Below are 12,642 nucleotides of genomic sequence, written 5' to 3'. Positions count from 1 at the left end.
CGGGCGGCCGTCGCACGCGGTGCGGCGGCCGCTCAGCCGCTCCGCTTCGCGTCCGCGGCCAGGCCGCGCAGATCCCGCCCGAGCGCTTCCATCACCGGCGCCCATGCGCCGAACGTCGGCTGCCGGTAAAGCGTCGCGGTCGGATACCACGGGCTGTCGGTGCGCTCGAGCAGCCACGGCCAGTGCGGATTCACGTCGAGCAGCACCCAGGTGCGCGCGCCGAGCGCGCCCGACAAGTGCGCGACCGACGTGCACACCGTGATCACCAGATCCAGCGCGCCGATGAACGCGGCCGTATCGTCGAAACTCTTCAGTTCGGCGGTGAAGTCCTCGATCGCGAAACCGGCCGCGCGCGCCGCGGCGACATCAGCGTCCGCTCCCGGCTGCAGCGAATGGAACGCGACGCCGTCGATACCGCGAAATGCATCGGCGTAGCGTTCGAGCCCGACGCGCCGGAACGGATTGCGCTGGTGCCCCGCGCTGCCCGTCCACACGAGCCCGACCTTCAGCCGGCCGTCGCCCGCGAGCCGCGCCCGCCATGCATCGCGCGCGTGCGGATCGGCATGCAGGTACGGCACCGACGCGCCGAGCGTCGACGTCTCCATCCCGAGCATCAGCGGCAGGCCGATGAGCGGCACTTCGTAGTCGAAGGCAGGCAGCTCGTCGACGCCGCCGCCCGCGCTGAATGCGTCCGCGTGCGCGCCGAGGCTGCGCCGCATCAACGTGCCCACTTGCGGAAACGTGTTCCACGCGAGCCGGCCGCCCTCGCGGTGCACGCGCTCCGCGAGTGGCACGACGAAGCGCGCGAACTGCAGCACGTCGCCGAGCCCCTGCTCGCCCCAGACGAGCAGCGTCTTGCCCGCGAGCGGCTCGCCCTGCCAGCGCGGGCCGGGCAGCGCCGGCCGGCGGCCGCGCAGCTCGCCGGCGCCGTCCCAGCGTGCCTCGTGGCCGCGCCAGCCGGCCGCATAGTTGCCGCGCACGAGCTGGATGATCGCGAGGTTGAAACGGAACGACGCGTCGTCGGGCGCCAGTTCGCACGCGCGCGCCGCGTAGCGCTCGGCGTCGTCCCAGCGCTGCGCCTCCTTCATCGCCATCGCGATGTTGTTCAGCGCGAGCGCATTGTCGGGCGCGATCTCCGCAAGCCGTGCCGCACCGGCGAGCGCGCCGTCGAGGTCGAGCGTCGCGAGCCGCGCGACGATCAGGTTGATCCACGCCTGCACGTCGTGCGGGTCGGCTTCCACGGCTGCGTCGAGCAGCGCGATTTCCTCGCGGCGGTCGCCGCCCGACAGCCGCAGCGCGATCGCCAGGTTGTTGCGCAGCGACGGCCAGCGCGGATCGAGCGCATAGGCGGCGCGGTATGGCGCGACGGCCTCCGCGTGACGGCCGAGCATCTGCAGTGCGTAGCCGTGATTGAAACGGGCTCCGGCGTCCGAATAAATGCGCACCGCGCACTCGGCCAGCGCGAGCGCGTCGGCCGTGCGCTGCCGCGCGACGAGCTTCACGGTCAGCTGCGAGAGCGCAGCCGTGTCGACCGCGTGCAGATGGCCGGCGGCGGCGAGCCAAAGTGCGTGCGCGCCGTGCTCGCCGCGCGCTTGCGCGTCGGCAGCCTGCCCGAGCAGCGCGAGCAGCGGCGGCATCAGCGGAATGAGGAGGTCGTTCGAATCGTCCATGCGGTCCGGAGTGGAAAATCGGTCGCGCGGCAGGCGTCGCGCGCACTTCGATACGCGCATCTTAACGCCCGCGCAACGCGGCGCGGCAGGCGGTGCCACCAGCGCATCGCAACGCCGCCGGCCCGACGCACCGCGATACCGGCAACCCGCGCACAGGCTGCGCACGGCTCGCCGAAACACCGCCGGCAGCCCCTTCGTCCGCGTTCCGGCCGCATCCGCCCGCCGATCCGGTAAAATTGCACGTTTCAGCACACTAACAAGCCGCGCCGCCGCGCGAGCCGACCCTCCGGGCCCCGCCCGGAGCGCCGCCCGCAACGGAGCGCCAGCGCCACGAAGGCTCTTCATGCTTACGTTTCAGCAAATCATCCTGACGCTGCAGTCCTACTGGGACAAGCAGGGTTGCGCCCTGCTCCAGCCCATCGACATGGAAGTCGGCGCGGGCACGTCGCACGTTCACACGTTCCTGCGCGCGGTCGGCCCCGAGCCGTGGCGCGCCGCCTACGTGCAGCCGTCGCGCCGCCCGAAGGACGGCCGCTACGGCGAGAACCCGAACCGCCTGCAGCATTACTACCAGTACCAGGTCGTGCTCAAGCCGGCGCCGGAAAACATCCTCGACCTGTACCTCGGCTCGCTGGAAGCGCTCGGCTTCGACCTGAAGCAGAACGACGTGCGCTTCGTCGAAGACGACTGGGAGAACCCGACGCTCGGCGCGTGGGGCCTCGGCTGGGAAGTGTGGCTGAACGGGATGGAAGTCACGCAGTTCACGTATTTCCAGCAGGTCGGCGGCCTCGACTGCAAGCCCGTGCTCGGCGAGATCACCTACGGCCTCGAGCGCCTCGCGATGTACCTGCAGAAGGTCGAGAACGTGTACGACCTCGTGTGGACCGAGTGGGAAGAGCAGGGCCCGAACGGCCCCGAGCTGCGCCGCCTGTCGTACGGCGACGTCTACCACCAGAACGAGGTCGAGCAGTCGACCTACAACTTCGAGCACGCGAACGTCGACCTGCTGTTCACGTTCTTCAACAGCTACGAAGCGGAAGCAAAGAAGATGATCGACGCGCAGCTCGCGCTGCCCGCGTACGAACTCGTGCTGAAGGCCGGCCACACGTTCAACCTGCTCGACGCGCGCGGTGCGATCTCGGTGACGGAACGTGCGGCGTACATCGGCCGCATCCGCGCGCTGTCGCGTCTCGTCGCGCAGGCTTACTACGACTCGCGCGAGAAGCTCGGCTTCCCGATGCTCGGCAACCCGCCGGGCGTGCCGGGCCTCACCACCGACGCCCAGGACGCCGCCCAGCCGGCATGGGCGCCGCCGCTCAAGGTCGAACGCAAGATCGATCAGGACTGACGAGACGAGATTTATTCCAGACATGACGCACAATCATCCCGCCCCCCTGCTCGTCGAACTGCTGACCGAAGAGCTGCCGCCGAAGGCCCTCGCGCGCCTCGGCGACGCATTCGCCGAAGGTCTCGCGCAACGCCTCGCGGCGCGCGACCTCGTCGAAGGCGACCTCGTATTCGAACGCTACGCCACGCCGCGCCGCCTCGCGGTCGTCGTGCAGAACGTGCGCGCCGTCGCACCGGAAAAGCAGGTCCGCGAAAAGGTCCTGCCCGTGTCGGTCGCGCTCGACGCCGAAGGCAAGCCGACCGCCCCGCTCGCGAAGAAGCTCGCGGCGCTCGGTCATCCGAACCTGTCGATCGCCGATCTCGAGCGCGCGCAGGACGGCAAGGCCGAAGCGTTCTTCGTCAACTACTCGGCCGCCGGCGTGACGCTCGCCGACGGGCTGCAGGCCGCGCTCGACGAAACGCTCGAGAAGCTGCCGATCCCGAAGGTCATGACCTACCAGCGCCCGGACGGCTCCGACGTGAAGTTCGTGCGCCCGGTGCACCGCCTGACCGTGCTGCACGACGATCGGATCGTGCCCGTCACGGCGTTTGGCGTCGACGCCGGCGACACCACGCTCGGCCACCGCTTCCTGTCCGACGGCCTCGTCGCGATCCAGCACGCACGCGCGTATGCCGACACGCTGCGCGACAAGGGCCGCGTGATCGCGCACTTCGCCGATCGCCGCGAAACGATCCGCACGCAGCTGAACGAGCACGCGAACGGCGACACCGTCGTGATGCCCGAATCGCTGCTCGACGAAGTGACGTCGCTGGTCGAATGGCCGGTCGTCTATCCGTGCCGCTTCGAGGACGAATTCCTGCAGGTTCCGCAGGAATGCCTGATCCTCACGATGCAGACGAACCAGAAGTATTTCGCGCTGACCGACATCGCCGGCAAGCTGCGCTCGCGCTTCCTGATCGTGTCGAACATCGAGACGAAGACGCCGGACGAGATCGTCGAAGGCAACGAGCGCGTCGTGCGCCCGCGCCTCGCCGACGCAAAGTTCTTCTTCGAGCAGGACAAGAAGAAGCCGCTTGCCGACCGCGTGCCGCTGCTCGCGAACGTCGTCTATCACAACAAGCTCGGTTCGGCGCTCGCGCGCGTCGAGCGCCTCGAAGCGCTGGCCGGCGAGATCGCGCCCGCGATCGGCGCCGACGCCGCGCACGCGAAGCGCGCCGCGCGCCTCGCGAAGGCCGACCTGCTGACCGACATGGTCGGCGAGTTCCCGGAACTGCAGGGCACGATGGGCACGTACTACGCGCGCCACGACGGTGAACCCGACGACGTCGCGCTCGCCTGCGCCGAGCACTACCAGCCGCGCTTCTCCGGCGACGCGCTGCCGACCACGCCGGTGTCCACCGCCGTCGCGCTGGCCGACAAGCTCGAGACGATCGTCGGCATCTGGGGCATCGGCCTCGCGCCGACCGGCGAGAAGGATCCGTTCGCGCTGCGCCGTCACGCGCTCGGCGTGCTGCGCCTGCTGGTCGAGAAGCAGTTGCCGCTCGATCTCGTGTCGCTGCTGCGCACGGCCCACGCACGCTTCGAAGGCGTGCCGGGCGTCGCGGAATCGACCGACGCGATCCTCGCGTTCTTCATGGACCGCCTGCGCGGCCTGCTGCGCGAGCGCGGCTACACGGCCGGCGAAGTCGACGCGGTGCTGAGCCTGAACCCGACGCGCGTCGACGATCTCGTCGCGCGCCTCGACGCGGTGCGCGAATTCACGCGCCTCGCGGAAGCCGAAGCGCTCGCGGCCGCGAACAAGCGGATCTCGAACATCCTGAAGAAGTCGGAAGGCGGCGCGAACGGTGCCGTGCAGCCGACGCTGCTCGTCGAGGCCGCCGAAAAGGCGCTGCACGAACAGCTCGCGGCCGTGACGCCGCACGTGCAGTCGCAGCTCGAGGCGCGTGCGTACACGGGCGCGCTGTCGGCGCTCGCCGCGCTGCGCGCGCCGGTCGACACGTTCTTCAACGACGTGATGGTCAACGCCGAGGACCCCGCGCTGCGCGCGAACCGTCTCGCGCTGCTGTCCGCGCTGCATCAGCAGATGAACTGCGTCGCCGACATCTCGAAGCTCGCCGCATAAGGGCCGAACGATGCCGACCAGCCCCAACCGCAAGCTCGTCGTCCTCGACCGGGACGGCGTGATCAACGTCGATTCTGACGCGTTCATCAAGACGCCCGACGAGTGGATCGCGCTACCCGGCAGCCTCGAGGCGATCGCACGACTCAACCACGCGGGCTATCGCGTGGTCGTCGCGACCAACCAGTCCGGCATCGGCCGCGGGCTGTTCGACATGGCCGCGCTCAACGCGATGCACCTGAAGATGCATCGCGCGGCGGCCGCCGTCGGCGCGCGCATCGACGCGGTGTTCTTCTGCCCGCACGTGTCGGAAGACCACTGCGACTGCCGCAAGCCGAAGCCCGGCATGATGCAGATGATCGCGGAGCGCTTCGAGGTCGACCCCGGTCACACGCCGGCCGTCGGCGATTCGCTGCGCGACCTGCAGGCCAGCGTCGCGGTCGGCTTCAAGCCGCACCTCGTGCTGACCGGCAAGGGCAAGAAGACGCTCGCCGCGGGCAATCTGCCGGACGGCACGAAGGTCCACGACGACCTGCGCGCATTCGCGCTCGACTTCCTTTCACACGAACACGAGTGATGCGGCCGCCGCGCGCATCCTCCCTACTGTCAGACCCACGCCGATGCGCTTCGTCCGCTCCCTGCTGCTGCTGATCTACTTCATCGTGTACACGGTGCCTTACGCCACCGCGTGCTTTATCGCGTTCCCGTTCATGCGTCCCGACGCGCGCTACTGGATGGCGGCCGGCTGGTGCAAGTCGACGCTGTGGGTCGTGCGCTGGCTGAACGGCATCCGCTACCGGATCGAAGGGATGGAAAACCTGCCCGACGGCCCGGCCGTGCTGCTGTCGAAGCACCAGTCGGCGTGGGAGACGCTCGCGTTTCCGGCGCTGATGCCGAAGCCGCTCTGCTACGTGTTCAAGCGCGAACTGCTGTACGTGCCGTTCTTCGGCTGGGCGCTCGGGCTGCTGCACATGGTCAACATCAACCGCAAGGAAGGCAAGAACGCGTTCGCGTCGGTGATCCGTCAGGGCAAGAAGCGCCTGTCGGAAGGTGCCTGGATGATCATGTTCCCGGAAGGTACGCGCACGCCGGTCGGCAAGCAGGGCAAGTACAAGACGGGCGGCGCGCGCTTCGCGATCGAAACCGGCACGCCGGTCGTGCCGATCGCGCACAATGCAGGTCGCGTGTGGCCGCGCAATTCGTTCACGAAATTCCCGGGCGTCGTCACCGTGTCGATCGGCAAGCCGATTCCCGTCGACGGCAAGACGCCCGACGTATTGAACTCGCAGGTCGAAGCATGGATCGAAGCGGAAATGCGCCGCATCGATCCCGATGCCTATCGCCAGCCGGGCAATGCCGGCGCGCGCGATGCCGCGCGCGTCTGAATCACCCGGATTGCAGCCGTTGCGAACGACGAAACGAAGCGAACTGATGAAAAAGCGTCCGCGGCCACGGCCTGCCGTCGTGGCCCTCGATCATCGCCAGATGGATCTGCCGCTCTTCGACGGGCCGACGGCATCGCCGGCACCGTCGGCGCCCGCCGCACCGCCCTCGCCGCCTGAAGCGGCCACGGCCCCCGCGGTGCCCACGGCGCCGCTCGATCCGGGCCCCGCGCCCGATCGCTCCCGCGTCCGCACGTTCGCACTCGACAGCCGTGTGCTCGAATATCGGCTGAAGCGCTCCGCGCGCCGCACGATCGGCTTCACGATCGACGGCAGCGGGTTGTCAATCACCGCGCCGCGCTGGGTCACGCTCGCCGACATCGAAGCGGCCATCGCCGAGAAGCAGCGCTGGATCTTCGCGAAGCTCGCGGAGTGGAAAACCCGCACCGAGCAGCGTGCGCTGCCGCAGATCGACTGGCGCGACGGTGCGCAACTCCCGTATCTCGGCAAGACGATCACGATCGCGCTCGGCGCCGGTGCGGTCGCCTTCGACGCCGATGCGCAGCGGCTGTCGCTGCCGCTGCCCGCGCAAGCCGACATGCAGCAGATCAAGGATCGCGTGCAGGGCTGGCTGCAGGGCGAAGCGAAGCGGATCTTCGGCGAACGCCTCGTCGTCTATGCGGAAATGCTCGGCGTCACGTATTCGATGTACGCGCTGTCGTCGGCCGCGACGCGCTGGGGCAGCTGCTCGAGCGACGGCAAGATCCGGCTGAACTGGCGGCTGATCCATTTCCCGATGTCGATCATCGACTACGTCGTCGCGCACGAACTGTCGCACCTGCGCGAAATGAACCACAGCCCGGCCTTCTGGCAGACCGTCGAGTCGATCTTCCCGGAATTCCGCGAAGCGCGGCACACGCTCAAGCATCACCCGCCCGAGTTGCTGCCGTCGCTGTAACGCGATCGGTCGCACCGAAAATGCGAACGGGCGATGCGGATTCCGCATCGCCCGTTTTCTTTGCGCGCCACGCCCATCGTGCGTCGCGCGCCGCTCATCCCGCGCTCAGTGCGCCTTCTTCTGGATGAACTCGATCTTGTAGCCGTCCGGATCCTCGACGAAAGCGATCACGGTCGTGCCGTGCTTCATCGGACCCGCTTCGCGGGTCACCTTGCCGCCTTGCGCCTTGATCTTGTCGCAGGCCGCGTACGCGTCGTCGACTTCCACCGCCAGATGGCCGAAGCCGTTGCCGAGATCGTAGGACGGCGTATCCCAGTTATGGGTCAGCTCGATCACGGTGCCCGTGCTTTCCGCTTCATAGCCGACGAACGCGAGCGTGAACTTGCCTTCCGGATAATCCTCGCGACGCAGCAGCTTCATGCCGAGCAATTCGGTGTAGAACTTGATCGAGCGGTCGAGATCGCCGACTCGCAGCATCGTATGCAGCAAACGCATGTGTTGTACTCCTGTGGGGACTTTCCAGAAGCGGAAATTCTACCGGAGTCGGGTGAATCCCGCCGTCGGCGCCCCGTCCGCCGTCGGCCGATACCGGCTTCCGGACGGCGAGCCCGATGCCCGTGCGGCGGCAGTCATCACCGCACCCGACAGCACCCCGCAAGTCCATCGATCGGGTAACATCCTCCCACCTCGCACCAAAAGCGGGCATGCCGTCCGCCGCTTGAACGCGACCACCACCTCAATCAGCCACACAGCCTGCCGTGCGAAACCGCCGAATCGAGCGCGCCGGACCCGACCTCCGTCCGCCGCTGCCATTGTCCGTGCCCCCTTCCCGCCGCATCGGCGAGGTCCGCCGATGACCGCGCTCGCCGGCACGCCCGCGCGCCGCGCGCTCGACACGCGCGCCATCGGCGTGATGCTCCTGCTGTGCGCGATCTGGGGCTTCCAGCAGGTCGCGATCAAGAGCACGAACGCGGCGATCCCGCCGATGTTCCAGGCCGGGCTGCGCTCGGTGATCGCCGCGCTCCTGCTGTGGGGCTGGGCTCGCTCGCGCGGCACGCCGCTGTTCCGCGCGGACGGCACGCTCGGCGCGGGCATCGCGGCGGGCGCGCTGTTCGCCGGCGAGTTCGTCTGCGTGTTCTTCGGGCTGACGCTGACGAGCGCGTCGCACATGGCGATCTTCCTGTACACGGCCCCGTGCTTCACGGCGCTCGGCCTGCACCTGTTCGCACCGGGCGAGCGGCTGCAGCGCGTCCAGTGGGCCGGCGTCGGCCTCGCGTTCGCCGGCATCGCGCTCGCGTTCGCGGACGGCTTCCTCAAGCCGCGCACGCCCGGCGCATCGGTATTGGCCGGGCTCGCCGGCGACGCGCTCGGCATCCTCGGCGGCGCGATGTGGGCCGCGACGACGGTCGTCGTGCGTTCGACGTCGCTCGCGCGGGCCAGCGCGAGCAAGACGCTGTTCTACCAGCTCGCGGTGTCGGCCGTCGTGCTGATCGCGCTCGCCGCGCTACTCGGCCAGACGTCGTTCGCGCAGGTCACGCCGATCGCGCTCGCGAGCCTCGCATACCAGTCGGTGATCGTCGCGTTCGTCAGCTATCTGTCGTGGTTCTGGCTGCTGACGCGCTACAGCGCGTCGCGGCTGTCGGTGTTCACGTTCCTGTCGCCATTGTTCGGCGTCGCGTTCGGCGTGCTGCTGCTCGGCGAATCGGTCGGCTGGCGCTTCATGTCCGCGGCCGCGCTGGTGCTGACCGGGATCGCGCTCGTCAACGCGCCGCCGCGCGGGCGCGCGTAACGCCGCCCGGCCGCGGTCCGGCCTCGACGAAAACGGCGCGGAAAAACAAAAAGGCTACCCGCCAGGGTAGCCTCATGAATCTCGAGCCAGCGGGCACCACGCGCGTTGCCCGCGTGGTCCTGCTACTCCGCAGCCTTGCGCACCTTCGCAAGCGCCTGCGCGACGCCGACATATTCGGCCACGCTCACATCCTCCGCGCGTCGCGCGAGGTCGAAGCCGAGCCCGTCGAAATCGATCGTCTCGCGGTAGTCGCCGAGCGTGTTGCGCAGCATCTTCCGACGCTGCGAGAACGCTGCCGTGACCACTTCGCCGAGCAGCACGGGATCGACGTCCGGCAATTCATGCGGCTCGTACGGAATCATCCGGACGATCGCCGAATCGACCTTCGGCGGCGGCTGGAACGACTCGGGCGGCACGTCGAGCATCTTGTCCATCACGTAGCGGTACTGCAGCATCACCGACAGCCGCGAGAACGCCTTCGTGCCCGGCTCCGCGACCATCCGTTCGACGACCTCGTTCTGCAGCATGAAATGCTGGTCGATGACCACACCGGCGAACGTCATCAGGTGAAACAGCAGCGGGCTGGAAATGTTGTACGGCAGGTTGCCGACGATCCGCAGCGACGGCTTGTCGCCGGGCGCCGCGAGCGAGCCGAAGTCGAACGCGAGCGCATCGCCCGCGTGCAGCTCCAGCAGTGCGCCGAAGCGCTGCTTCAGGCGCCCGATCAGGTCGCGGTCGAGCTCGACCGCGTGCAGCGGCGACTCGGGCGTCGCGAGACGCGCGATCAGCGGCTCGGTCAGCGCACCGAGGCCGGGGCCGATCTCGACCATTCGCTGGCCGCGCGCGGGGCCGATCGTCGCGACGATCGAGTCGATCACGCCGTGATCGACGAGGAAGTTCTGCCCGAAGCGCTTGCGCGCGAAGTGGCCTTGGTGCTGTCTGCTGTTCGACATCGACTGAGAAAAACGAAAAATACGACGAATGAAGTCAGGACTGGGGCCGTGCGCGTCAGGCCGCGCGGCGATGGCGCGCCATCGTGACGGCCGTATCGAGCGCGGCGACCATGCTGCCCGGATCCGCACGGCCCGTGCCGACCAGATCCAGCGCGGTGCCGTGATCGACCGACGTGCGGATGATCGGCAGCCCGAGCGTGACGTTGATGCCCTCACCGAAGGTCGCATACTTCAGCACGGGCAAGCCCTGATCGTGGAACATCGCGAGCACGCAATCGGCATCCTCGAGATAGCGCGGCTGGAACAGCGTATCGGCCGGATACGGGCCGCGCGCGTCGATGCCCTGCGCTTGCGCGCGCGCGAGCGCCGGCGAGATCACGTCGATCTCCTCGCGCCCGAGATAGCCGTTCTCGCCCGCATGCGGGTTCAGCCCCGTCACGAGGATGCGCGGCGCGGCGAGGCCGAAGTCACGCCGCAGGTCGCGATCGACGATCGCCAACGTCTCGACGAGCCCGTCGATCGTCAGCGCGGCCGACACGTCCTTCAGCGGCAGGTGCGTGGTCGCGAGCGCGACGCGCAGCGGCCGCTCGCCGGTGCCCGCCAGCATCATCACGACGCGCGGCGTGTGCGTGCGTTCCGCAAGGTATTCGGTATGGCCGGTAAACGCTACGCCGGCATCGTTGATCGTGCTCTTCTGCAGCGGTGCGGTGACGATCGCGTCGAACCGGCCCGCCATCGCACCGTCGATCGCGGCATCGAGCAGCGCGAGCACGTAGCGGCCATTGGCCGCATCGAGCTTGCCGGCCCGTGCGGGCACAGCGAGCGGATGGTGCTCGACCGACACCGGCCCACCGCCGGCGAGCACTGCACGATCGGCACCGACGGCCGCCGCGCGCGCGTCGAGCAGCGCGGCGTCGCCGAGCACGGTGAAATGCGCGCCCGGCCAGCGCTGCGCGGCATCCTGCAACGCCTGCACGGTCAGCTCCGGGCCAACACCCGCGGGTTCGCCGGTCGTGATCGCGATCTGCAGCGCGGATGCCGTCATGCGAAGCTCGCTCAGTTCGCCGGGCCGACGCCGCCGATCTTGTACTGCACGTACGACGAATCGCGCAGCTCGCGCAGCCAGTCGGCGTACGCCTGCTCGGCCTTGCGCTGGCCGATCGCCTGGCGCGCGATATCCATCTGCTGCTGCACCGAGCCTTCCGCTTCGCGGCGCTCCATCACCTGGATCAGGTGGTAGCCGTACTCGGTACGAATCGGCTGGCTGATCTGGCCGTCCTGCAGATTGTTCATCGCGCGCTCGAATTCCGGCACGGTCTCGCCCGGGCTGATCCAGCCGAGATCGCCGCCCTGCGACGCCGAACCGTCCTGCGAGTAGGTGCGCGCGAACTTCGCGAAATCGCCGCCCGCTTCGACCTGGCGGCGGATGTCCTGCAGCTGCTGGCGCGCCTGGCCTTCCGACTTGCCTTCGCCGACGCGCAACAGGATGTGGCGCACGTGCGTCTGGACGATCTTCGGTGCCGCGGCGGTCGCGCCCTGGCTCTGGCGGCGGTCGACGAGACGCACGATCTCGAAGCCATCCGGCACGCGGATCAGCGTCGGGTTGACCTGGCCCGGGCGCAGCTTCGATGCGGCGTCGACGACGTCGGCCGGCAGCGCGCCCGGCGCCTTGAAGCCGAGGTCGCCGCCCTTCTTCGCGTCGTTCGCTTCCGAATTGTTCTTCGCGAGCTTCTCGAAATCGGCGCCCGACGTGGCCTGCTGCAGCAGCGCTTCAGCCTTCTTCTGCGCGGCTTCGATGTCGGCTTGCGGCGCGTTGGTCGGTGCCTTGATGAAGATGTGCTGGAAGCGCAGGTCCTGCTGCTGCGATGCGTTCGGCCCACGCTGGCTCGCGATGTAGTTCGCGACCTCGGCATCCGACACGGTGATCTTGCCGTCGACCTCGCGCTCGCGCAGCTTCGACAGCATCAGCTCGGTGCGGGCGTCGCTCGTGAACACGCTCCAGGGCACGCCTTGCGCCACGATCCGCGCGCGGTACTGCTCGAGCGTCATCCCGTTCGCCTGCGCGAGGCGCTGCAGCGTTGACTGCACGGTCGCGTCGTCGATGCGGATCCCGTCGTCCTTGGCCTTCTGCACCTGGATACGTTCGAGCACCATCTGGTTCAGCACCTGCGCGCGCAGCTGGTCGGCCGGCGGCACGGGTGCGTTCTGCTGCTGCAGCCGGCGCGAGATCAGGCCGACGCGCTGGTCGAGTTCGCGGCCCGTGATCACGTCGTTGTTGACGACCGCGACGACTTCGTCGGCGAGCTGCGCGCCTTGCGAACCAAGCGCCTGCGCCGCGGCCGGCGCGGCGGCGAGCAGCGCGGCGGACGCGGCGAGGCTGGACACGACTGCCGCGAAACGAAGGGTTTTCTTCATTGCCACTG

Annotated in this window: 11 protein-coding genes; 6 read left to right on the top strand and 5 right to left on the bottom strand. The window is 68.7% G+C overall.

The features are described 5' to 3' along the window. Positions 1-32: 32 nt before the first annotated feature. Positions 33-1,670 (bottom strand): hypothetical protein, encoded by a 1,638-nt coding sequence (locus HWX22_RS14310; RefSeq protein WP_175910674.1) that lies wholly within the window; start codon positions 1,668-1,670, stop codon positions 33-35. Positions 1,671-2,013: 343 nt separating this feature from the next. Here HWX22_RS14310 and glyQ point away from each other — a divergent pair, with 343 nt between their 5' ends. From glyQ to HWX22_RS14285, 5 genes are read left to right on the top strand one after another with little or no spacing between them, the layout of a single operon-like run. Then, positions 2,014-3,018 carry a glycine--tRNA ligase subunit alpha gene (glyQ, locus tag HWX22_RS14305; RefSeq protein ID WP_080294533.1) on the top strand — a complete coding sequence of 335 codons (1,005 nt, stop codon included), beginning with the start codon at positions 2,014-2,016 and terminating at the stop codon, positions 3,016-3,018. 22 nt (positions 3,019-3,040) lie between these two features. Continuing rightward, positions 3,041-5,140 carry a glycine--tRNA ligase subunit beta gene (gene glyS, locus HWX22_RS14300; RefSeq protein WP_175910673.1) on the top strand — a complete coding sequence of 700 codons (2,100 nt, stop codon included), beginning with the start codon at positions 3,041-3,043 and terminating at the stop codon, positions 5,138-5,140. 10 nt (positions 5,141-5,150) lie between these two features. Continuing rightward, positions 5,151-5,714, top strand: coding sequence for a D-glycero-beta-D-manno-heptose 1,7-bisphosphate 7-phosphatase (gmhB, locus tag HWX22_RS14295; protein ID WP_175910672.1), 564 nt, complete (start codon positions 5,151-5,153; stop codon positions 5,712-5,714). A 43-nt stretch (positions 5,715-5,757) separates the two neighbouring features. After that, positions 5,758-6,522, top strand: coding sequence for a lysophospholipid acyltransferase family protein (locus tag HWX22_RS14290; RefSeq protein ID WP_059528144.1), 765 nt, complete (start codon positions 5,758-5,760; stop codon positions 6,520-6,522). 46 nt (positions 6,523-6,568) lie between these two features. After that, the gene (locus HWX22_RS14285; protein WP_175910671.1) at positions 6,569-7,477 is read left to right on the top strand and encodes a SprT family zinc-dependent metalloprotease; all 909 of its coding nucleotides are present in this window, start codon (positions 6,569-6,571) and stop codon (positions 7,475-7,477) included. Positions 7,478-7,582: 105 nt separating this feature from the next. On the opposite strand, the gene gloA is transcribed toward HWX22_RS14285, so the two are convergent. Beyond that, on the bottom strand, positions 7,583-7,972 hold the full coding sequence (gloA, locus tag HWX22_RS14280) for a lactoylglutathione lyase (RefSeq protein ID WP_011657880.1): 390 nt from the start codon (positions 7,970-7,972) through the stop codon (positions 7,583-7,585). Positions 7,973-8,330: 358 nt separating this feature from the next. Between gloA and HWX22_RS14275 the strand changes: the two genes are divergently transcribed. Then, positions 8,331-9,266: a DMT family transporter gene (locus tag HWX22_RS14275; protein WP_175915864.1), complete on the top strand. Its 936-nt coding sequence runs from the start codon at positions 8,331-8,333 to the stop codon at positions 9,264-9,266. A 122-nt stretch (positions 9,267-9,388) separates the two neighbouring features. Here HWX22_RS14275 and rsmA read toward each other — a convergent pair whose 3' ends face one another. Genes rsmA through HWX22_RS14260 form a run of 3 tightly spaced genes read right to left on the bottom strand, consistent with a single transcriptional unit; the run spans position 9,389 to position 12,634 of the window. Continuing rightward, complete coding sequence (gene rsmA / locus HWX22_RS14270; RefSeq protein WP_059690644.1) at positions 9,389-10,219, bottom strand: 16S rRNA (adenine(1518)-N(6)/adenine(1519)-N(6))-dimethyltransferase RsmA; 831 nt, start codon at positions 10,217-10,219, stop codon at positions 9,389-9,391. Positions 10,220-10,274: 55 nt separating this feature from the next. Beyond that, complete coding sequence (gene pdxA, locus HWX22_RS14265) at positions 10,275-11,264, bottom strand: 4-hydroxythreonine-4-phosphate dehydrogenase PdxA (RefSeq protein WP_175910669.1); 990 nt, start codon at positions 11,262-11,264, stop codon at positions 10,275-10,277. A gap of 11 nt (positions 11,265-11,275) precedes the next feature. Further along, positions 11,276-12,634: a peptidylprolyl isomerase gene (locus HWX22_RS14260; protein WP_059528154.1), complete on the bottom strand. Its 1,359-nt coding sequence runs from the start codon at positions 12,632-12,634 to the stop codon at positions 11,276-11,278. Between the last annotated feature and the right edge of the window lie 8 nt (positions 12,635-12,642).

It is taken from the genome of Burkholderia sp. BCC1638 (assembly GCF_902833195.1).
GTDB classification, from domain to species: Bacteria; Pseudomonadota; Gammaproteobacteria; order Burkholderiales; family Burkholderiaceae; genus Burkholderia; species Burkholderia diffusa.
This window is presented reverse-complemented; position numbering and strand designations above follow the sequence as displayed.